18 protein-coding genes are annotated in these 21,170 nt (G+C 42.8%); 8 read left to right on the forward strand and 10 right to left on the reverse strand.

Going from position 1 to position 21,170, the window contains the following annotated elements; all coding sequences use genetic code 11:
• Positions 1–33: 33 nt before the first annotated feature.
• The 3 genes from HXT39_RS05920 to HXT39_RS05930 are packed head-to-tail and all read right to left on the reverse strand — an operon-like array spanning position 34 to position 2,264.
• Complete coding sequence (locus HXT39_RS05920) at positions 34–1,002, reverse strand: hypothetical protein (RefSeq protein ID WP_102155478.1); 969 nt, start codon at positions 1,000–1,002, stop codon at positions 34–36.
• 28 nt (positions 1,003–1,030) lie between these two features.
• Complete coding sequence (locus tag HXT39_RS05925; protein ID WP_004109791.1) at positions 1,031–1,723, reverse strand: histidine phosphatase family protein; 693 nt, start codon at positions 1,721–1,723, stop codon at positions 1,031–1,033.
• A gap of 34 nt (positions 1,724–1,757) precedes the next feature.
• Entirely contained in the window at positions 1,758–2,264 is a 507-nt protein-coding gene (locus HXT39_RS05930) for a GtrA family protein (protein WP_064622127.1), read from the reverse strand.
• A gap of 84 nt (positions 2,265–2,348) precedes the next feature.
• On the opposite strand from HXT39_RS05930, the gene HXT39_RS05935 reads away from it, so the two are divergent.
• A complete protein-coding gene (locus tag HXT39_RS05935) occupies positions 2,349–2,696 on the forward strand; it encodes a phenylpyruvate tautomerase MIF-related protein (protein WP_004574134.1) in 348 nt (115 codons plus the stop codon).
• A 113-nt stretch (positions 2,697–2,809) separates the two neighbouring features.
• Here HXT39_RS05935 and brnQ read toward each other — a convergent pair whose 3' ends face one another.
• Together brnQ and argS are read right to left on the reverse strand one after the other, a co-directional pair.
• Positions 2,810–4,366: a branched-chain amino acid transport system II carrier protein gene (gene brnQ / locus HXT39_RS05940; protein ID WP_103013780.1), complete on the reverse strand. Its 1,557-nt coding sequence runs from the start codon at positions 4,364–4,366 to the stop codon at positions 2,810–2,812.
• A 257-nt stretch (positions 4,367–4,623) separates the two neighbouring features.
• Entirely contained in the window at positions 4,624–6,420 is a 1,797-nt protein-coding gene (gene argS / locus HXT39_RS05945) for an arginine--tRNA ligase (protein ID WP_103013779.1), read from the reverse strand.
• Between the two features lie 112 nt (positions 6,421–6,532).
• On the opposite strand from argS, the gene relB reads away from it, so the two are divergent.
• Positions 6,533–6,769, forward strand: a complete 237-nt coding sequence (gene relB, locus HXT39_RS05950; protein WP_102703327.1) for a type II toxin-antitoxin system RelB family antitoxin — start codon at positions 6,533–6,535, stop codon at positions 6,767–6,769.
• On the forward strand, positions 6,753–7,019 hold the full coding sequence (locus HXT39_RS05955; protein ID WP_012913788.1) for a type II toxin-antitoxin system RelE family toxin: 267 nt from the start codon (positions 6,753–6,755) through the stop codon (positions 7,017–7,019). The genes relB and HXT39_RS05955 overlap by 17 nt, the downstream gene beginning before the upstream one ends.
• 95 nt (positions 7,020–7,114) lie before the next feature.
• Here the strand turns inward: HXT39_RS05955 and valS are convergent, their stop codons facing one another.
• The 4 genes from valS to HXT39_RS05975 all read right to left on the reverse strand — a co-directional run bounded on the left by valS (position 7,115) and on the right by HXT39_RS05975 (position 13,009).
• Positions 7,115–9,877 carry a valine--tRNA ligase gene (gene valS / locus HXT39_RS05960; protein ID WP_102703326.1) on the reverse strand — a complete coding sequence of 921 codons (2,763 nt, stop codon included), beginning with the start codon at positions 9,875–9,877 and terminating at the stop codon, positions 7,115–7,117.
• 48 nt (positions 9,878–9,925) lie between these two features.
• Positions 9,926–11,413 carry an ABC transporter substrate-binding protein gene (locus HXT39_RS05965; RefSeq protein WP_103013778.1) on the reverse strand — a complete coding sequence of 496 codons (1,488 nt, stop codon included), beginning with the start codon at positions 11,411–11,413 and terminating at the stop codon, positions 9,926–9,928.
• Positions 11,414–11,543: 130 nt separating this feature from the next.
• Positions 11,544–12,218 carry an endonuclease III gene (nth, locus tag HXT39_RS05970; RefSeq protein ID WP_102703324.1) on the reverse strand — a complete coding sequence of 225 codons (675 nt, stop codon included), beginning with the start codon at positions 12,216–12,218 and terminating at the stop codon, positions 11,544–11,546.
• Positions 12,218–13,009 (reverse strand): response regulator transcription factor, encoded by a 792-nt coding sequence (locus tag HXT39_RS05975; protein WP_033888627.1) that lies wholly within the window; start codon positions 13,007–13,009, stop codon positions 12,218–12,220. The genes nth and HXT39_RS05975 overlap by 1 nt, the downstream gene beginning before the upstream one ends.
• A 240-nt stretch (positions 13,010–13,249) precedes the next feature.
• Here HXT39_RS05975 and HXT39_RS05980 point away from each other — a divergent pair, with 240 nt between their 5' ends.
• A complete protein-coding gene (locus HXT39_RS05980) occupies positions 13,250–14,041 on the forward strand; it encodes a hypothetical protein (RefSeq protein WP_004109821.1) in 792 nt (263 codons plus the stop codon).
• A gap of 149 nt (positions 14,042–14,190) precedes the next feature.
• On the opposite strand, the gene HXT39_RS05985 is transcribed toward HXT39_RS05980, so the two are convergent.
• Entirely contained in the window at positions 14,191–14,685 is a 495-nt protein-coding gene (locus tag HXT39_RS05985) for an inorganic diphosphatase (RefSeq protein WP_004105658.1), read from the reverse strand.
• A gap of 303 nt (positions 14,686–14,988) precedes the next feature.
• Between HXT39_RS05985 and HXT39_RS05990 the strand changes: the two genes are divergently transcribed.
• The 4 genes from HXT39_RS05990 to pgl all read left to right on the forward strand — a co-directional run bounded on the left by HXT39_RS05990 (position 14,989) and on the right by pgl (position 20,928).
• Positions 14,989–17,427: an acyltransferase family protein gene (locus HXT39_RS05990; protein WP_076002596.1), complete on the forward strand. Its 2,439-nt coding sequence runs from the start codon at positions 14,989–14,991 to the stop codon at positions 17,425–17,427.
• 103 nt (positions 17,428–17,530) lie between these two features.
• Positions 17,531–19,111 carry a glucose-6-phosphate dehydrogenase gene (zwf, locus tag HXT39_RS05995; protein WP_012913784.1) on the forward strand — a complete coding sequence of 527 codons (1,581 nt, stop codon included), beginning with the start codon at positions 17,531–17,533 and terminating at the stop codon, positions 19,109–19,111.
• Positions 19,108–20,049, forward strand: coding sequence for a glucose-6-phosphate dehydrogenase assembly protein OpcA (locus HXT39_RS06000; protein ID WP_004109831.1), 942 nt, complete (start codon positions 19,108–19,110; stop codon positions 20,047–20,049). Before zwf ends, HXT39_RS06000 begins: the two co-directional genes overlap by 4 nt.
• Positions 20,050–20,103: 54 nt before the next feature.
• The gene (gene pgl, locus HXT39_RS06005) at positions 20,104–20,928 is read left to right on the forward strand and encodes a 6-phosphogluconolactonase (protein ID WP_004109833.1); all 825 of its coding nucleotides are present in this window, start codon (positions 20,104–20,106) and stop codon (positions 20,926–20,928) included.
• Positions 20,929–21,170 lie beyond the last annotated feature (242 nt).

The raw sequence follows: 21,170 nt of genomic DNA on the forward strand, positions 1-21,170 counted from the left end.
AGCATTCGCATCAAACATAAGTCAACCTAAAAACTAATCAAGTGCCTGCGTAGATTCTTTATTACCCTCAACGTGCGCAAACTTCGCAGCAAGAGCCTCGCGGGACTTTCTATCATCCTCTTCTTTTGCGAGCTTCTTCGCAACTTCAGGATCCCACAGCACGTCTTCACGATGCTTTCCCCACTCTGAAATAAGCAGCGGCGAAATAAAATTGACCAACGCACTTATATCGCCACTTATATCACAATTACACTTATCGCTAGAATTGCGCACACAATCAACAATCTCACGCCATTGAGCATCCTTGAACATCATTCGCGGCAAACCAGCACACTCACATATTTCGTTAATATATAAGAAGATTGGTAAAGTTTCGCAAATCTCGTTAGTTTTTTTAATTAGATTTGTTAATAAGCTTAAAACTACAATAATTTTTTGCATTTCCAATGATTTATTTTCATAACAAGAAACCATTTGTTTCGCATAATTAATTGCAAAGTCAATATCGCTAATACTCCAATTACCTTCAACATTTAACGTATCGGCTGCTGCATTTATTGCATTAGAATCTTCGGCAGAATGAGATGCAATCTTACTAAAAATGGAATTTATATTATTACTATTTTCTAGTATTGCTTCTTCTGCTTCATCATAGTTAGGCTCATAGCATGAATCCATATTGTCGTAAGCATCGGCGGCAGCAAGTAGCGCGTCTACTATTTCTTGCGGACGTCCAGGAATTTCATCCGCACCTTCATACACAAATTCAGCATCCGGCACAGTAACATCAAGATTCGTGAGTATTCGTGCTATTGCTCGCATTGAGCGCACCTCAAGATTTTCCGCATATTTTGCGTCGTTATCTAAGTGTCGCGCTTCCGTCAATGGCCATAATTCCGTTAGTTTTGCGGCAGATTGCGCTGCATCATTCAGCATTAGCATACTTTTTTCATTATTTTTAATATCTTCAGAATCTTTGACAGAATCAACAGAACTAACCATTTCAATGCTCCTTCGCATTATATGTTACTTACTTCACTCGCCCAGCAGGATCAACATACGTAATTGAAAGCACACGCAAAGTCTCGCAATCGTAAGTAATAGAAGTAATCGAAGCTAAAGCCGTGTGACGAAGAAGCATATTATGTTCAGCGTGGCCGGTTTCCAGTAGGTGTCTATAAGACCAGATTGGCGACTCATGAGTAACTGCAACGATTTGCTCACCCGGATGCTTACGAACCTGCTCGCGCACAAAATCGCCAACTCTAGTGGCAATACTTCTGTAGCTTTCTCCCCAACTTGGCTTCCACAAATTCGCAACAAGCTTCCAATTGTTGTTTTTCCACAGTGCGCCTTCACCGTAACCTATGCGTTTCCCGCGGAAATTATTTCCAGCTTCAATTAAGCGTTTATCTAAAATAATGTCGCTTTCTTGAGATTGCGCAGAATCTTCGTCACAGTGCGCTTTTACATAGGCAGAATCTGCAATATTGCGCAAAGCATTTTCGATTTCACGCGCTGTTTCACGTGTTCGCTCAAGAGGAGACGAATAAATTGCAGTAATTCCGCGCATTTGCGGAACAGTGGCAATATATTTTGCTGTAGCTTGCGCCATTCTCACTCCGCGAGCAGAAAGATGAAATCCAGAAAGACGCTCATACAACACGTGATTTGGATTATCAACTTCTCCATGACGCACAAAATGAATTGTCGTAGCTGGCATTGCGTTCTACTTTCTGTTTAAAAGATTAAATCAATTACTTGCGATTTTTTGTATGATTAAGCGACCACATTCCCAAACGGTGAGCAAAACTCGTATCTTCTTGCGCAACATACCCAGGCTGTTGAGATTTAGTATCATCGAGCAGCCACTTTCGTATAACAAAATTCCACACAGCAACAACAACAGTAGCTACAAGTTTTCCTATATTTGTGCGCAAAACGTATACTGCAGATCCGCGTAAGCTTTCAACCATTCCTAACGTACTAGCCCAAATAATCAAATCGTTTATAAGCAAACCTATAACTGCGGAAATAACAAAAATCAGAAGCTCCATCCACTTTGCCATATCTTCACGATGTTTAAAGACGTATTTCATACTGGCAATATAGTTGAAGATAAGTGAGATTACGAAAGAAATCGTACCCGCAACCACATTATTTAAGTGCGCAAGCATTAATAAATTGAGTAGCGCAACGTCAATAATAAGGGCAATAACGCCCACAATTCCAAACTTTACAACCTGTTCAATAAGCTTTTTCATAATATCCATTAAACACGCGGCTGCTAACAAATAACATATAATTGTTACGTAATAAAGCTTACCAAATTTAGCAAAGGAGCGATTATGCCAGTTATTCATACTCATGTTTCTGTAAGCACAACACCTGCCCAGCGCGACGCATTAAAAGCTGCTTATGGCAAAGCAATTAGCGCAGTTCCAGGAAAAAGCGAGCATTGGCTCATGTGCCCATTCGAGGACAATATGCCGATTTATTTTGCAGGAGACAATACTAAGCCTGCAGCTTACGTTGAGGTGAACGTGTTTGGTTCCAGCGTGCCAGGGTCTGCTTGGGAAAAGTTAACTGAGCAGATTATGGCAGCTTTAGAGCGAGAGCTTGGGATTCCACAGGATCGCACTTATATTCGTTACACTGCAACTACTGACTGGGGTTGGAACGGCGGCAACTTCTAGGCGCAAGTCGCAAGCCTCAATTAGCAAGTCGCATAAAATCGCCATATCTTGTTACGTAAAATACGCATCAAAATATGGCGATTATTATGACGTCTACGCGACGCTACAAAACTTTAGGATTGCTCACTAAAATTAGGTTCGTCAACAGTAGATTTAGCGGATACAGCGAAGTCAGCAGGCTCGTTAAACTCAGCATCGCTTGAAGAATAATAATCGTCGCTAGCAACACTGCCTTCAAGATCTGGACCAGCAGCTAGACGAGCCACCTCTTCCATGTCCTTGTTTTCAAATAAAACCATGCGGACATAACCAACAACAAATCCAACAACAGCAGGGCAAACCCACGCCATGCCAAATTCTGAGAACGGTAGCCAGTTTTGAACAACCACCAACATATCGTTCATATGCAATGCACTGCGTAAAGCTTGTGGCAAACTATTCAAAAAATCATATACCGCTGCAACACCAGTAAAACCAAGCGTCCAAGCGTACACGACTTTGGAATTTCCAAAAAGTCGACCGCACAAAGCCAAAAGAATCAATACGATTGACAGTGGATACAAGAACATCAATACTGGAACTGCATATTCGATGATTGTGCTCAAACCAAAGTTTGCAAGGCCAAACGAAACAAGCGTAATCAACACAGACCAAACGCGATAGCTAGGACCCTTAGGGAATAACTTAGAGAAGGTTTCCGAGCAGCTTACAATTAAACCAACTGCCGTCTTTAAGCATGCAAGAGTAACAGTTGCAGCAAGAACAAGCAAACCAACGTTTCCAAGATGGTAGCGTGCAACTTGCACCAAAGTTACGCCACCGTTTTCAGCAGGCTTAAACAGTGCACGGCTACGCACACCGACAACAACAATTGCGACGTAAATCAACGCCATAAGCAAGCAGCTAAAGAATCCAGATCGCACAGTATTCACTGCCACATCTTTAGGGTCTTTTACGCCAAAGGATCGAATAGTACTAACAACTATAATGCCAAAAGCCAAGCTAGCTAAAGCATCCATTGTATTGTAGCCATCTAAGAATCCTGTAAAGAATGATTCATTAACATACTTCCCTATAGGAGCAGCATCCGCAGAAGCGCCGCTTACAGGAGAAAACAGTGCAGTAAATACCAGAATACCTAAGAAAACCAGGAATATCGGCGTAAGAACTTTACCAACCCATGTAAGTATTCCGCTAGGCTTCATAGCAAAGAAGAATGCTAACGCGAAGAAAACCACAGAGAACAAGAACAAATACAATTGACCGTTTCCGTCTTGTGGAATAACGCGCTCCAAACCAACAGTGTACGAAGTTGTTGTGCAACGAGGAATTGCAAAGAATGGTCCGATTGTTAAATACAGCACACAAGTAAAGAACATGCCGTATTTTCTGCTCGGCTTACTAGAAAGTTCAAAAAGACCGTTTGCACGACTCATTGCAAGAGCCGTAACACCAAGCAATGGCAAACCAACGCCAGTAACAATAAAGCCAATTGTTGCAGGCACGAAATTAGTTCCTGCATTAGCCCCAAGGAACACAGGGAAAATCAGGTTTCCTGCGCCAAAGAACATACCAAACAACATGACCGCCACGTACGCGGATTCAATAATGGTCAAGTTCCTTTTTTTCGGGGCACTATCTGTGCTGACACTTTGTGTTGTGACGCTCATGCTTACACCTCCCATAAGGATAAATTTGTATTTACATACTATTCAGCTAAATCTCTTACTTTGTAATTTTGTGGATTTAAAGCAAAAATAATATTAGAGGGTATATTAATAAATTGCATGTACTTAATCGATAGAAACTTATAATTCGTGCGTGTCTCTAATAAAAAATAAAAAAGGACGCTGGCAAGCTACCAACGTCCTATGTAATCAAAAATGCTCTATAGCTTTGCTCTAAATCTTATATAAAATAAGCAAAATCACATCTTTTCTGGAGCAGAAACTCCAAGCAAATCAAGACCAGTTGCAATAACTGTGCGCACAGCAGCGTTAAGCTTTAAGCGAGCTGCAGCACGAGCTGGCTCTGGGCACTTTGCAATGCGCTGAGCTTCACGCTCGGCTTCTGGCAAACGATTTTCAGGGTCAGTTAACTCCATTGGTACAACACGCTCAAGGTTGTACCACTTGTGGTAACTTGCTGCCAAATCCTCAAGGTAATGCGCAACTCTGTGAGGAGCGCGCAAATCGCCAGCTTGAGCCAAAGCAGCAGGCCATTGAGCCAAAGCAGCCAACACTTCGCCGTCAGCCTCGGTATTAAGCAAGCTTAAATCAGCGCCATCTTGCGTAATTCCAGCGTCAGCCGCATTGCGAGCCACATTGCAGCTGCGTGCGTGAGCGTATTGCACGTAGTACACAGGATTATCGTTGCTGTGAGAAGCAAGCAAATCCAAATCAATATCAACGCTTGTGTTGTAGTCGGTGCGAGCAAGCGAGTAGCGCGAAGCGTCAACGCCAATTGCATCAACTAAATCGTCAATCGTAATAACGTTTCCAGCACGCTTGCTCATGCGCACAGGTTTTCCGTCCTTCATAACGTTTACAAGCTGACCAATAAGAATCTGCATGTTTTCGCCCGGCTTGTCGCCAAAAGCCGCGCACATTGCCATCATTCGGCCAATATATCCGTGATGATCCGCGCCGAGCATGTAGATTGCTACGTCTGCAGGATTCTGCTCGCGGTGACGCTTGTTGCGATAGTACGCAATATCAGCAGCAAAGTAAGCGTAGTTTCCGTCGGACTTAATAATTACGCGATCCTTGTCGTCGCCATGCTTAGTGGATTCAAACCAAGTTGCGCCGTCTTTTTCGAAAATATCTCCACGCTCACGCAAGTCTGCAATAGCGCGCTCAACTTCACCATCCTCGTACAGGCTGTTTTCGTGGAACCACACGTCGAAACTAACACGAAAATCGCGCATTGATTTGCGAATTTCAGCAAACATCATTGGCACTGCGCGCTTGCGGAACTCTTCGCGCTGCTCGGAATCGCCTTCGCCAAGAGGCAAACCTTCTTCGTCTTTTCCAAGATCAATTCGTGGCAATGAGAGAACGTCAACACCATCCGCATTTGCTTCTTTTATAACAGCGTCCGCAATTTCGTTAATATACGCACCTTTGTAACCATCTGCAGGCGTTTCTTCGCCGTGAGCTGCAGCAACTAAAGACTTTGCAAAACGGTTGATTTGCTCGCCATGATCGTTGAAGTAGTATTCGCGCACAACTTTTGCGCCGTTCGCTTCCAAAACTCGAGCCATGGAATCACCAACTGCAGCCCAGCGAGTTCCACCAATGTGGATTGGACCAGTTGGGTTTGCGGATACAAACTCAAGATTCAAAGTTTTGCCGCTCAAATGCGTATTCTTGCCAAAAGCCGCACCCTGCTTTAAGACTTCGTCTACGACCGCCGCCGCAGAAGCAGAATCAAGCGTTATGTTAATAAAACCAGGACCTGCCACTTCTACGCGCGCAATACCTTCTGCTTCTTGCAAACGCTCGGCAAAAAGTTCAGCTAAATCGCGAGGCTTCATACCAGCTTTTTTAGCGAGTTGCATAGCAACATTCGTAGCCCAATCGCCGTGTGCGCGATCTTTTGGCCTCATAACTGCAAGTTTTTCGGCAGCAGGAATCAAATCTTCTGTTAGATTGCCAGCTTTACCGCTTGCTACTAAATCTTTAGCAATTTTTTCAATTAATTCACTTAAGCTTTCTGGATTCATGGTTTACAGTCTAGCGTTACCGCGCGATGCTTCGCGATTACAACCCATTGGATTGCATTATTCTGAGTGTAAGGTAATATATGTTTTACATGTTTTACATTGGAGATTAAAAATGGTCGCAACAATTACAGGATTAAGAGTACCCTCTAACGTTTTAGATCGTTATGATCGGCTCGCTAAAACCACCCACCGCACCCGTTCATTTTACATGAATCAAGCACTAGAAGCTCAAATTGATGAACTTGAACATGAATATGGTCTAATGGCAGATATTGAAGCATACAAACGTGGAGAATTAGAAACATCCCCACTCGACGACGTGGTGAAGCGCCTTGATTTGGAAGATTAATTTATCTAAAAGAGCTGAAAAACAGCTAGGGAAAATTGACAAAACGATTGCTAAGCAAATCGTTAAGGAGCTTCGCGAAATTAGCAATCTCGACAATCCTCGAATCAGAGGCAAGGCACTAACTGGCAACTATTCGGGATTTTGGAGATATAGAGTAAGGGATTACAGAATAATTTGTGCAATTGAAAATAATGTACTGACCGTTTTTGTTGTGGATATTGACCATCGCAGCAGGATTTATAATAAGTGATTATGCTTAGTTTTTAAATACACAAAAAGCGCTGGAGTCGAAAATTGACTTCCAGCGCTTTTGTTTTGCGATTAGTTATTTTCGATTACTTGCGTTTACTTCTTTTTTGCAGGAGCTTCGCCAAGTTCGCTTTGAGCAACAGAAACGTTCACGTTAGCTGCATCAGATTCTGCAGAATCTTCAGCAGATTCAGTATCAGCAGCAACTGCAGCCTTAACAGCGTTAAGCTTTACTTCTCCAGTAACGCGACCAGCTTCAGCAACGTCATCCAAAGTCTCCTCAACAGCCTTGTAAGCATTTTGCGCAACGTTCAAAGTCACTTGCAAAATAGGAGTCTTCATAGAAACTTTTGCTTCAGACTTAATCTTGCGCAAAGTAGCCAAAGCTTCACCCGCGTAAGCCAAAGTGTCTGCAGAAACTCCGTTTGCAGCAGACTCATACGCCTTAGCGCATGGCCAGCTAGCACGATGCACGGATCCTTCGCCGTCATGCATCCAGCTCCACACTTCTTCAGTAGCGTAAGGCAAGTAAGGAGCAAGCAAGCAAGCCAAAGCATCGAGTGCAAGACCAAGAGTTGTGCGAGCAGACTTCACAGCAGCTTCACTTGGAGTGCGTCCAGTGGATTCTGCAGTACCGTAAGCACGATTCTTTGCAAGCTCAATGTAATCGTCACAGAACTCCCAGAAGAATGTTTCGATTGCTTCCAAAGCCTTAGAATGCTCGTAAGATTCAAGCGCATCAGTCGCAGTACGAATAACGGATGCAAGCTTTGCCATAACAGAGCGATCCAAAACTTCCGTAACGTCTGCAAAATCCCAATCCGCGCTAGCAGACTCAAGAACCTGATGCTCATCATCTTCGCGACCAATTGCGAGCGCAAACTTCGTAGCATTCAAAAGCTTAATCGCTAAACGTCGACCAATCTTCATTTGACCTTCGTCGTAAGTTGCATCCAAGCCAAGTTTTGCAGAAGTTGCCCAGTAGCGCACAGCATCCGCGCCAAACTCTTCGATTGGTTTATTTGGCACAACCACATTGCCCTTAGATTTAGACATCTTCTTATGGTCAGGATCAAGAATCCAACCAGAAAGCGCAGCATGCTTCCAAGGCAAGCAGCCGTTTTCAAGATGCGCACGATCAACCGTACTAAACAGCCAAGTACGAATAATATCCTGACCTTGTGGACGCAAATCCATTGGGAAAGTAGCCTTAAACAAAGCTTGATTTTCCTCACCAGGCTCTTCCCAACGGGTCACAATTTGCGGAGTTAAGGAAGATGTTGCCCAAGTGTCCATAATGTCTTGCTCAGCAGTAAAGCCGTTTGGCTGGTCGCGCTGAGATTCGTCGAATCCTTCTGGAACATCGATAGTTGGATCGATTGGCAAACGGTCTTCGCTAGGAGTCAAAGGATGCTCGTAATCCACTTCCCCGTTTTCGTTTACTGGGTACCAAAGTGGGAACGGAACGCCAAAGAAGCGTTGGCGAGAAATAAGCCAGTCGCCATTTAAGCCATGAACCCAATTCTCGTAGCGCACGCGCATAAAGTCTGGGTGGAAATTAAGCTCCTTGCCGCGCTCAATAAGCTCAGCATTCAACTTTTCGTCCGTGCCACCGTTCTTTAAGTACCACTGACGAGAAGTGACGATTTCCAAAGGCTTATCACCCTTTTCGTAGAAGTTCGTCATACGCTTTGTTGGCTTTGGTTCGCCTTCCATATCTCCAGCTGCTTGCAAAGCTTCAACAATTTCCTTACGAGCAGAGAAAGTGGTTTTACCAGCAATTTTCTCGAACATTTCGCGGCCGGACTCGTCCGTAATCCAATCAGGAGTGGTCATTACAATGCGGCCGTTGCGCTGAATGATTGGTCGAGTTGGAAGATTCAAGTCACGCCACCACTCAACGTCGGTTACATCACCGAAAGTGCAGCACATTGCAATGCCTGCACCCTTGTCCATTTGAGCAGCAGAATGCGCCAAAATTGGAACTTTCACCTTAAACAGTGGAGAATAAACTTCCTGACCAAAGTACTTCTTATAACGCTCATCTTCTGGATTTGCAATCAAAGAGGTGCATGCAGCAAGCAATTCTGGGCGCGTAGTTTCAATATAAATTGGCGTACCATCTTCAAAACGGAACGCAATCTTATGGTAGAAACCAGGATATTCGCGCGATTCAAGCTCAGCCTGAGCAACAGCAGTCTGGAATGTAACATCCCACAAACCTGGAGCATCTTTCTGATACGCTTCTCCGCGAGCAAGATTGCGCAAGAATGCTTTTTGTGCAACTCGGCGAGGCTGCTCACCAATAGTGTGGTAAGTTTGCGACCAGTCCACAGAAAGACCAAGCCTACGCCACAAAGCTTCAAAAAGCTTCTCGTCCTGAGAAGTTAAGCGTTCGCAAAGTTCAATAAAGTTCTGTCGGCTTACAGGAACCTGATCTTTTGCCTCAATCTTCTTACCTTCAGTACCTTCAAAAGGCGGCTTAAAATCAGGGTCATACTTCAACGAAGTATCCACTCTAACGCCGTAATAATTTTGTACTCGGCGCTCTGTTGGCAAGCCGTTATCGTCCCAACCCATTGGGTAGAACACGTCAAAGCCTTGCATGCGCTTATATCGCGCAATGACATCCGTATGCGTGTAAGAGAATACGTGACCTACGTGCAAGTGACCACTAACGGTTGGAGGTGGAGTATCGATAGAATATACGGCCTTACGGTCGTGAGAATTATGGAATGCGTAAGTCTTAGCTTCGTCCCAATTACTACGCCACTTGTCTTCAAGACCATCAACACCAACCTTGTTAGGCAATGGTGTTAAATGTGCGTGTTTTACTGCGTTATTATCCTGTTCACTCATGAACTGAATATTAGAAACTCAGCGCGACAACGCAAATCTTACGCTTTTCTATTTCACCACTATGCTCTGCAATGGCAGAAGCTGATCCGTCATATTTTTCGTATAGCCGCTTACATTAGACTTTACAGCCATAATGCTCTTTCGAGCATATAACCAGTGAGCTGCAGCATTATTGCTTACTTCGCGCGCATATGCACGAGCATTTGCCTCATATTCGTTTGCATTCTTAGAATGAACCGCATCGGTCCAAGCTTGTTGAGCACGCGCGTCTTGCAAAACGAACGGAGAACCGCTTTCTGCAAACATGCCTTCATCTAAAGTACGATTGCTCGTAGTAAGCGCAAGATCATACTTACCTTCACTAATACGCTTACGCATAGTTTGTTGATCAACTTCTTCAAGATTGACCTTAAAACCGCTCACGGAACTAATCTGTTTTGAAAGCTCGCCCCCAACTCCACTTTCGCCCTGTGGAACAAGAAAATTAATAGTTCCTAAATAGCTTGCGCTAAAGTAATGGAACAAAGGAGCAGCTTTGCCTGGATTATAAGGATACAATCCATTTAAATCTTCATAACCAGTTGAAAGAGGATCAATAGGTCCTCCTACTGGAACACCACCATTGCCATCAGCTGCAAGTACAGTTTGCGCATTCAAAGCGTATCTCGCAGCTTTACGAGCCTGCTCATCGCAGAAAATCGACGAAACTGTTGTATTTATTGCAATAAATCGCACTCTTGTGCTCTGACCCTCTACCATTTGCGTATTAGCAACAGCAGCAAGACGCTTATTTTCGTTACCTTCAAGCGGAACTGCCATTTGAATATTGCCCTTTTCCATTGCCTCAGCTAGAGCAGTATCGCTATTGAAATATTGCAAAGTAATACTTGCACAAGAAGCAGGGGTTCCCCAATATTTATCGTTGCGAAGTAATACTAAAGAATTGCCTTTATTGTAGTCACTTACAGTGAAAGGACCTGTGCCAAGAGCAGCACTTGCATAGTCGATCATCGATTTTGTGTCATAGACAATGCCAACACGTCCAGCAAGACGACGTAGAAGTAAAGCATCTGGATTATTAAGTGTAATTACTAAAGTGTAATCATCCGGATTATTAACAGTTTTAATATTTGTAAGTGCACTATAACCAGGATAATTATTTGTGATGCCTTGTTTCAAAGATTGTAATACGGAATTTGAAGTCATCTCACTACCGTTAGAGAAATGCACACCTTGACGCAAATTAAAACGATATGTTAAGCCGTCTTTCGAAATATCCCATGACTTCGCGAGACCTGGTTGCAAACTATTATCATCGCCACGTTTAACAAGAGTTTCGTAAACATTACCAATTAAAGCTTGCTGTAAAGCGTCACTGTCGTCGTTTCTAATATCAAGAGATTCAGGAGCAGTACGTAGACCAACTTTTAGCACTGAGTTACTAGCTGGATGCATTATTGCAGCAAAAGGCGAATGACCCTGGTACATTTGCCATCCACACCACAAAATGCCGCTCATTATTACAGACACAACCACAAACACAACCCATGGTATCCAGTCTGCACTAGTACGAGTATGATATGACCTGGAAGCGTGACACGCATATTTGCCTGTTCTTGACATAACCTACAGTCTATATCAATATCTGAATTGGGAACAACACGCTTTAAATAATTGCCGACGGACATGTTGTATTTAAAGGGCATGAAACACATTTTGGATTCCGAGCAGTGCAAATTTTTCTGCCATGCAAAATAAGTCTATGAGAGAGATTAGTCCACTCTTTAGGAGCAAAATAAGCAGTTATTTCGCGCTCAATAGCAACAGGATTTGGACGATTCTGAACCTTACGCCAACCAAGACGACCTGTAACACGTATTACGTGAGTATCTACAGGAAACCCCGGTAATCCAAATGCGTTGCCAAGAACGACATTGGCAGTTTTACGACCAACACCTGGCAACGATATTAAAGCTTCCATATTTGATGGCACTACACCAGAAAAATTATTAAGCAAACATGCAGATAATGAAATAATGTTCTGTGCTTTTACTCTATAAAATCCGAGAGGGTAAATAATTGACTCAACTTGAGATACAGGAGCAGCAGCTAAAGAACTCGCGTTGGGGAAAATAGAAAAGAGTTCAGGCGTCACGATATTCACACGCTTATCTGTAGTTTGCGCGCTTAATACAGTAGCAATTAGTAGCTCAAATGGATTTTTGAAATTTAATGCACACTTAGGTTCCGGTATTTCTTTGCACAATAAATCGTACTCTGCATAAATACGAGCTAATTTCGCTTGTTTTGATTCTCGCATATTAGAACTTTGATAAATCATTATTGCGCAGACTGCTTATCTGCATCATTTTCAGAATCATCTTCAATGCTGCTTTCGGAAATCTCGCTATTCTCATCTGATTCCGAAGGATCGAAGCGATAGCCAACATTACGCACTGTGCCAATCAAATGTTCATATTCAACACCAAGTTTTGCACGGAGCCTACGAATATGGACATCTACAGTACGAGTGCCACCGTAGTAGTCGTAGCCCCATACTTCTTGCAACAAATGAGTGCGAGTAAACACCCTGCGCGGATGCTGCACAAAGTATTTCAGCAATTCAAATTCTTTATAAGCTAAATCAACAGGATGACCATGCAAACTCACTGTGTAGCTACGCATATCTACAACGAGATCTCCAGAACGCATAGTTCCATTGTCTGAATTGAAAGAATCATCAATTTCAGAGCCTTGCGAATGCACAAATAAATCATCAGAAGATCCGTGTTGCAAAGAAGCCAAACGCAAACGACCTTCTACTTCTGCAGGAGAAGCATTAGTCAGCACAACATCAGAAATGTTCCACGAAGGATTTACTACAGTAAAACCACCCTCAGTTATAACTAATATGACAGGAACCGTAATATTTGCAACACGCAGAGAAGAACACATTGATTTAGCGAGAGCTAAATCCTCACGCGCATCAAGCAAAAGAATGGTTTGTGCGGGCAGTTTTGCCAAACTTGACGTATCCAAAGAAAGTAAACGCACTTTATGAGATAACAAAGTAAGTGAAGGTAAAACTGAAGAGGGAGAAGCACACGAAGTCATCAATGTGATATCAGTCATATGATGCCTCCAACAAACAATTGATGTAGTAGCAAATTCAGCCTTTACAGGAATTGTAAACCATACTGCGAAAAATAGCGATAAGCGCAACACTTGCATTTTCCAAAGATAAAAAATATCAACACAATAAAGCGCAGTGCAGGTTATAGGCTACATTAGTAAATAAACAAAGTAATTTGTTAATGTTTTACGGACATATTACGCTTTATAAATATAAAATTACGGCACTAGGGAGTGTGTATGAGCAATGAAACACGTATCTGCAATGACAAGATGCAGAAAAATGATAATTCTTGCGTAAATGTTCAAAAACATACCCGTATACCTAGCATGAACGCATTAGCGATGTTTGTAAGCCAAATTTTTGTTGTAGTACTTCTCGCAATTGCAGCAATATTGCCAATCGCAACAGCAAAAATAACACTTATATTATGCCTTATCATAATGCTTACATTTATAGCGTTGTGGCCACTGCACGGAAATGTAATTGACCGAGCTATTGCATTATGCGCAGGAATTGCTTCTACATGGTTTGCAACCGGAGTATTAAAGGGATGGCTACCAAAAAGCGTCATTATTGATAACGAAACTGTGTCAATGAGTAAGTTCATTGCTGCAATTCACCCTTACGAACGCTGGGCTGTATCTTTTGCTCTAATTCTTGTAGCAGCAACATTTGTAACATTCTTGAGGCAAATGCTGCGCGAGAATCGCACAAATTTAGTACGAAATCTTTCGCACACGCTTACTGCAAGTATTGCTTGTGCAGCACTTCCGGGTTGGCTATTTTTGCCGTCAATTATTAGCTTTATGCCATCGCTTCGCAATTTAGACGGTGGAATACTCGTTATAGTACTGTGCATATTTATGCTAATCGCGCTATCAGGACTTTCATATTTATGGGTTCGCAACAATTATGAAGAATACGAAACTGGAATAGTTTCACACGATATCGCTATTTCTATATTGCCAATAATGCTTTCAGGGATACTCGTGTATATTGCAGGCCTTGGAATGCTAGTAGCTGCTTAAAATTATTAAAAGCGTATGCAACGTTACGTTTTAATTTACTTCTGAAAGCAGCACGCACTTACATAAAAACGTCGAAAACACAGTATGTGTATTCGACGTTTTATTTATTAACTTTTAATTTTTATTGTTTTACTCATTAAAAGCGAAACTTATTTTTCGCTTTCTTCCAAGCGCTTGCGAGCTGCAACGATCTCCTTCTCAGCCTGCTCAACGCCAGCCCAGAAGTCACCAGGAAGAACTTCCTTACCTGGTTCCAAAGCCTTGTACTGCTCGAAGAAGTGCTTGATTTCAGCCTTGTGATACTCATTCACGTCATCGATATCCTTGATGTCGTCGAAACGAACGTCCGCTGGAACACACAAAACCTTGTCGTCTCCACCGGCTTCGTCAACCATGTGATACAAGCCAACAGCGCGGCACTCAACAACGCATCCTGGGAACACAGAATTTGGAATCATAACAAGAGCGTCGAGTGGATCGCCATCTTCGCCCAAAGTGCCATCAATATAACCGTAATCATCTGGATAACCCATAGCTGTGAAAAGGGTGCGATCCAAGAATACGCGACCAGTTTCGTGATCCACTTCATACTTGTTCTTAGAACCGCGTGGAATCTCTACCACAACGTTAAAAGTTTCTGCCATATTGGCTCCTTTGATAACTTTAATAACAATTCATATAACTGTTCTATCTCACTTTAGCGCGCACCGACGAACGACAGCAATAGAGCATATAAAACAAAATTTTGTTAACAAATTTCGTTAAATAATAAACGTTTTGTATCACTTACAGAAGTAGCATAAAATCACATATTTCTAGCACATCCTAGGCATAGCAACAAGACACGCTTTAAGCTATAAAAGTGTCTCAATACACAGTTACTATTGCTACGTTTTACACACGATATGTTGCATACATACCAGTATGGTTACCGAAGCGTAGGCAAGATGACAAAAAAAAGATGCGTGAACACTTCCACTGCTTCACAAGCAGGTCAATCCTTCAAAACAAAGAAGGTTCCTGCAGAAAAAAATGCTAGTAAAACGACCTCAACTAATCTTTCAGCAAACGCAAATAATACCGTAGAAAAAACTATTAATAGCGCAAAAGCTGAAAATAAACAATCATCTACTTTACCTACAAATACTGTTTCGAAGCGAAATAAAGCAATAGACGGTTTAAGAGCTCTAGCAATTATTGGTATTGTATGCTTTCATATGCGTCCAAGCCTTCTTATGGGAGGATTCCTTGGAGTAACACTGTTTTTGGTATTGGCAGGATATTTTTGCACGAGATCAGTTCTGCGCTATTTAAACGCAGATGAAAACGCAAAAAATGCAAAAAATATCGAAGATAATAATAAAAATACTCAAGGAATCAGGCATTACTGGGAGTATTTACTAAAGCGCGTAAAAAGAATTTGGCCGCCAACACTTGGAATTATCGCTATAACAGCACCAATTATGTGGCTTTTTTCGCCAAGTCTACTACCAAAGTTACAAGCGGATGCTCTTTCAGGCTCCGGATTCTTTAGCAATATAATGTATGTTGCTCGTAAGCTTTCATATTTTGAACAGTCCGGACTACCTTCTCCTATCAAACATCTTTGGTATCTCGGACTTTTAATGCAGGCTTTTGTTATATGGCCTATTATCCTTGCTGCACTTATTAAATTCGTGCGTAGCAAGCTAATACGCATGTATATCACAGCAGGCTTAGCCATACTTTCTTCTATTCTTACTTTTACTTTTGCCTACTTATTTAACAATTACACAACTCCAGCTCGCGTCTACTATTCTCTAGATACGAGAGCATCAGAATTCTTAATGGGTGCAATGCTAGCAATGTACGGTGCTTGGTTTGCCAAACATTCATTCCACGCGTGGCTTATTCATGCATTACATTTGCTGATGGGCAAAAAGAACATATCGGTCAGCTTAGCTTCATCAGTTAAGTTAGATAGTAATGCAGATAGTAGTGTAGATAATTCAGCACTAACGAAAAAATCAGATAAAGCCTACGCAAATAACGAAAAAGTATTTGCTGAAGATGGAATACCTGCTGACTTGCGCGAAGGATTACAAATTGATTTATCAGATAATAGCGTAGCTCCAGATATACAAGAACTTCCAAATAACGCATTCAATAAGCCAAAAACTGTTTTTTATAATCCACTCCATGCATGGCAGAGATCTTGCATTGGACTGTTGGCAACAATTGTGTTGTGCTACTGCTTCGTGTATGCAGAAGGCACATCTTCAGTATTTGTTTTTGGCGGATACACAATAACAGCAGCCGCTTGCACACTAATACTGTGGTCGTGCACGCAAACTGATAATATTTGCTCGAGAATATTTGCATGGGCTCCGCTCGCTTATATCGGCAGACGCTCTTTTGCAATTTATTTAGTTCACTTCCCTGTTCTTGAATTATTCAACCCAGCAAATAGAACAACTGCTGTATCTACAGGAGAGCAAGTCTTGCAAGCACTAGTAATAGTTGCACTTGCAGAATGCTTGTATCAATTATTTGAAAAGCCAATACAAGATCAACAATTATTTAAGCTTATTCGCTCTGTCTCACTAACTTTGTGCTGCATAATTATTGTGTCGTTAATTATCTTGCCAGTAAATTGGCAAGATATAGCTAAGCATAGGTCAATGCAGCTTCGCCCAGAATTGACAGCACAAGTAGAGCAATCTTCATCGTCAAATAAAAAACCTACTGCTTTTGACAAAACTAATTCTAAGCAAGAAACAAAAGAAAAAGCAGTTCCAAAAGGTGTGCAAAAGAATGTAGTAAAACAGTCTCTTCCACCTACACCATCGAAGTATCGCATTCTCTTCCCTATTGCGGAAAAAGTTCCACGAAATCTTGTTACTACTCATACGCGGATCGACAAACGACGCAATACTTGTTCCGTAAACTTAACTATGGTTGGAGATTCTATTACTGAAGGCGCTAAACCATATTTGATGCAAGTTATGCCTAACGCTTATATAGATGGAAAAGTGAGTAGACAAATTTTCCACGGAGCTGATGAATACGAGAAAGATATTTCGGTAAAACACGCTGGAGATGTGGTGATTTTCGCTCTTGGAACCAACGGTCCTCCTCATGACGATAGCGTGCTTCAACACATGGTTGATGTCGCAAAAGGTAGACCTGTTTATTTCGTTACCACACGAGTTCCGCAACCTTGGCAGGATGCAACGAACGATAGCTTACGCAAGTTCGCAGCAACTCATCATAATGTTGGCATTATAGACTGGCATGGTTTGAGTAATGGTCACTCGGAATATTTGACTGACGATGGAGTTCACTTAACTCCAATCGGCGGTCCACAATACGCGAAGATGATTCGTTTAGCTGTATGCGGCGGCTGAAAATTAGAGTTATAACGCGCTAAAACTTTTTAATACTGTTATTAAGCATAATAAATTGCGTTTTGCGTGGTGAAAATAGCTACGAAATATTACGATAGTATCTATGACTGAGTTGAGGACACTACGTGATTCGCAAGACGCTGGGGAAAGCGTATCTACTTGGACGAATCCTTTGCGCGATCCGCGTGATTTGCGTTTAGCTCGCATTGCGGGTCCGTGCAGCCTAGTAATTTTTGGCATTACTGGCGATTTAGCACGCAAAAAACTTATGCCAGCAGTATATGATTTAGCTAATCGCGGGCTTTTGCCTCCAGGATTTGGTTTAACTGGTTTTGCGAGACGCGATTGGACGGATGAACATTTCGTAAACTTTGTGCGCGAAAATATTGAGCAGCATTGCAGAACGCCATTTCGTGAGTCAACTTGGATTAATCTCGCTAAAGGCATACGTTTCGTACGCGGCACCTTTGACGATGCGTCCGCGTTTGAGCGTTTAAGCAAAACAGTGAACGAACTTGATCGAGACAGAGGTACTCGCGGAAATCACGCTTTTTACATGTCTATTCCGCCTTCCAGCTTCCCAGTTGTTGCCCAACAGCTTGCAGCATCAGGTCTTTCGCACTCTTCTGAGCATGCTTGGCGACGCGTAATTATTGAAAAACCTTTTGGCCACGATTTAGCAAGCGCACGAGAATTGGATCGCGTCGTTTCTGAAGTTTTTGATCCTAATTCTGTATTCCGAATTGACCATTATTTAGGCAAGGAAACTGTGCAAAACTTGCTGGCTTTCCGCTTTGCTAACGCAATGTACGAGCCGATCTGGAACGCAAATTACGTCGATCACGTGCAAATTACGATGGCTGAAGATATTGGCATTGGCGGAAGAGCCGGATACTACGACGGAATCGGTGCTGCTCGTGACGTGATTCAGAACCATTTGCTTCAACTTATGGCTCTTACTGCTATGGAAGAGCCTGTAAGCTTCCGCGCTAGCGATTTGACTGCTGAAAAAACAAAAGTATTATCTGCAATCCGACTACCTCAAGACTTGGCTGCCAACACTGCTCGAGGACAGTATGCAGCAGGATGGCAGGGCTCTTACAAAGCTGTTGGATACTTGGAAGAACAAGGCATTGATCCTCAAAGCACTACTGAAACGTACGCTGCAGTGCGACTTGACGTTGATACTCGCCGTTGGGCTGGAGTTCCGTTCTACTTGCGAACCGGAAAACGTTTAGGCAAGCGCGTTACGGAAATTGCTGTTATTTTTAAGCGCGCTCCGCATTTGCCGTTTGAGTCTACTGCTGTGCGCGAACTTGGCAGTAACGCTATTGTGATTCGAGTTCAGCCGGATGAGGGCGTTACTATGCGTTTCGGCGCAAAAGTTCCTGGCGGCACAGCTATGGAAGTTCGAGACGTTTCTATGGACTTTAGTTACGGACGCTCTTTTACTGAAAGTTCCCCTGAAGCTTACGAGCGATTAATTCTTGACGTACTTCTTGGCGAACCACCGCTATTCCCAACTACGCAAGAAGTAGATTTAAGTTGGAAAATTCTTGACCCTATTGAGGAATTCTGGAGTTCGCTTGGCACACAACCGCAACCGTATCGCGCTGGAACGTGGGGTCCAGCAGAAGCTGATGCTATGCTTGCTCGAGATAATCGCCATTGGAGATTGCCATGATTATCAACCTTCCTGATACCAATACAAGCAAAATTGCAGCAAAAATCGACGAATTGCACGAAGAGCGCGGCGAATCCGCTACTGGTCGAGTGCTCACTTTGCTTATTGATACAACTCTTAAAGAATTAGAGCATGCACTTGATGCAGCAAACGCAGCTAGTCGCGAGCATCCTTGCCGAGTTATTGCAATGGTTCGAGATTGGTCTAGCGAACACGCTGCTGAGCGCGGTGAAGTTGTGCCAAATCTTGATGCTCAAGTGCGTTTTGGCGCAGATGCTGGAGCTGGTGAAATTATTATTTTGTATCCGCACAACGGTTTAGTTCGTCATCCGGATACGCTTGTTATTCCACTACTCGTGCCAGATGCGCCGATTGTTGCATGGTGGCCAACAAACGCTCCTGAAGATCCTGCTCACGATTTGCTTGGAGCTATGGCAAGTAGCAGAATTACTGACGCACAGCGAGCAGACGATACTCTTAAAACTGTGCAAAACTTGCGCAAAAACTGGTCTCCGCAAGATGCAGATTTGTCTTGGACGCGTTTAACTCCTTGGCGCGCGTTACTTGCTTCTATGCTCGATCAACCTCCACATTTGCCTATTCTTAGCGCGAAGATTGTGGGTCCTACTCATTACGTATCTTTGCACTTACTGGCAGCTTGGCTTAAGAGTAGCTTGCATGTTCCTGTAGAAATAGTTGAAAATCCTGAAGCTCAAGCTATTACTTCCGTAACTTTAGAACGCGAGGATGGCACATTGTCACTCACTCGCCCTGCTGGCGGAGATCAAGCTTTGATTAGTCTGCCTGGACAGGCTGCACAACCTATTGCGCTTCCTATTCGCACTCTGGATGATTGCTTAAGCGAAGAATTGCGACGCATTGATCCTGACGAAATTTACGCGCAGTTGGTGCGAGATAATCCTGCAGAAAATGCGTGAATCATTACGTGAAACAATTCGTGAAACATTTTCAATGGCATAAAAGGAACAACTATGACAAATAATGAAGTTACTTTTGCGCATAACGCAAGTATTTACGGATACGATAATCGCGATGTGCTTGCAGCTGTTGCAGCCCAACGCTTGGTGACTCTTATTATGGAATCACAGAATGATGTGCAAAATCTCAATAAACCATTCCATTTACTTCTTACTGGTGGCACAGATTCAATACGCATGTTCCAAATGCTTGCTAGCAATCCACTTTTACCAGCAATTAATTGGAATTTAGTGCATATTTGGTGGGCAGATGAGCGTTTCGTAGCTTATGATAGCGAGGATCGCAATGCACGCAAGGCTCGCGAAATGTTTCTTAACTTACTTACTTCTAACAAAGCTTTGGCAGAATCTCATATTCACGAAATGCCTGCAGATGAGCGTAATGCGGAGGAAATTGCAGCAGCCAGCGACGCTGAAAATGACGCTATTTTAGATGCTGCAGCGCGCGACTATGAGGAAGAAATTGTGAGCATACTTGGCAAAGAGCCAGTGTTTGATTTAGCAATTCTCGGTATGGGGCCGGATGCGCATATGGCTTCACTTTTCCCAGGATTACCGCAGGTTAATAATCGCGATCGCATTGTTGTTGGAGTAAATCACTCCCCTAAGTTGCCGCCTATGCGCTTAACTCTTACTGTTCCTGTATTAGCTCACAGTCACTGCACTTGGTTTTTGACTGCCGGAGCAGAAAAGGGCGCTGCTTTAATGAATTCACTTTCGGGAGCTAATAATCCTGAATATCCTGCGTCTTTTGCAAACGGAACAGACGAAATCTCTTGGCTAACCACCGCAGAAACTTTGCAAGCTGCTATTGAATAACTGCATAGTTTTCTAGCAATATGCATAATATTCAGCAAGTCAAAGATTAAATGCGCTACACAAATTGGCGCAAATGCGAAAATAGCGTGTTCAAAACATGGCGCATTTGGGAAAATCGACCCCTAAAAACATGGCGCATTTGGGAAAATCTGCTTGACAAAATATGTCGCATTTGGGAAAATCTTTATAAAACCGTTGAAATTACAAGGAAAACCGCACTCGGCAACACTTGAACAAATCAA

Origin of the sequence: Gardnerella sp. DNF01159 (genome assembly GCF_049244215.1) — a bacterium.
In the GTDB taxonomy this organism is placed as follows: Bacteria; Actinomycetota; Actinomycetes; order Actinomycetales; family Bifidobacteriaceae; genus Bifidobacterium; species Bifidobacterium swidsinskii.

Excerpts from the sequence above, each read along its gene's own strand:
- HXT39_RS05930 (WP_064622127.1), bottom strand. The coding sequence starts at position 2,264 with ATGAAAAAGCTTATTGAACAGGTTGTAAAGTTTGGAATTGTGGGCGTT.
- HXT39_RS05985 (WP_004105658.1), bottom strand. The coding sequence starts at position 14,685 with ATGGCAGAAACTTTTAACGTTGTGGTAGAGATTCCACGCGGTTCTAAG.
- pgl (WP_004109833.1), top strand. The coding sequence starts at position 20,104 with ATGACAAATAATGAAGTTACTTTTGCGCATAACGCAAGTATTTACGGA.
- nth (WP_102703324.1), bottom strand. The coding sequence starts at position 12,218 with ATGATTTATCAAAGTTCTAATATGCGAGAATCAAAACAAGCGAAATTA.
- HXT39_RS05990 (WP_076002596.1), top strand. The coding sequence starts at position 14,989 with ATGACAAAAAAAAGATGCGTGAACACTTCCACTGCTTCACAAGCAGGT.
- HXT39_RS05925 (WP_004109791.1), bottom strand. The coding sequence starts at position 1,723 with ATGCCAGCTACGACAATTCATTTTGTGCGTCATGGAGAAGTTGATAAT.
- valS (WP_102703326.1), bottom strand. The coding sequence starts at position 9,877 with ATGAGTGAACAGGATAATAACGCAGTAAAACACGCACATTTAACACCA.
- argS (WP_103013779.1), bottom strand. The coding sequence starts at position 6,420 with ATGAATCCAGAAAGCTTAAGTGAATTAATTGAAAAAATTGCTAAAGAT.
- brnQ (WP_103013780.1), bottom strand. The coding sequence starts at position 4,366 with ATGAGCGTCACAACACAAAGTGTCAGCACAGATAGTGCCCCGAAAAAA.
- HXT39_RS05935 (WP_004574134.1), top strand. The coding sequence starts at position 2,349 with ATGCCAGTTATTCATACTCATGTTTCTGTAAGCACAACACCTGCCCAG.
- HXT39_RS05975 (WP_033888627.1), bottom strand. The coding sequence starts at position 13,009 with ATGACTGATATCACATTGATGACTTCGTGTGCTTCTCCCTCTTCAGTT.
- HXT39_RS05920 (WP_102155478.1), bottom strand. The coding sequence starts at position 1,002 with ATGGTTAGTTCTGTTGATTCTGTCAAAGATTCTGAAGATATTAAAAAT.
- relB (WP_102703327.1), top strand. The coding sequence starts at position 6,533 with ATGGTCGCAACAATTACAGGATTAAGAGTACCCTCTAACGTTTTAGAT.
- HXT39_RS06000 (WP_004109831.1), top strand. The coding sequence starts at position 19,108 with ATGATTATCAACCTTCCTGATACCAATACAAGCAAAATTGCAGCAAAA.
- HXT39_RS05980 (WP_004109821.1), top strand. The coding sequence starts at position 13,250 with ATGAGCAATGAAACACGTATCTGCAATGACAAGATGCAGAAAAATGAT.
- zwf (WP_012913784.1), top strand. The coding sequence starts at position 17,531 with ATGACTGAGTTGAGGACACTACGTGATTCGCAAGACGCTGGGGAAAGC.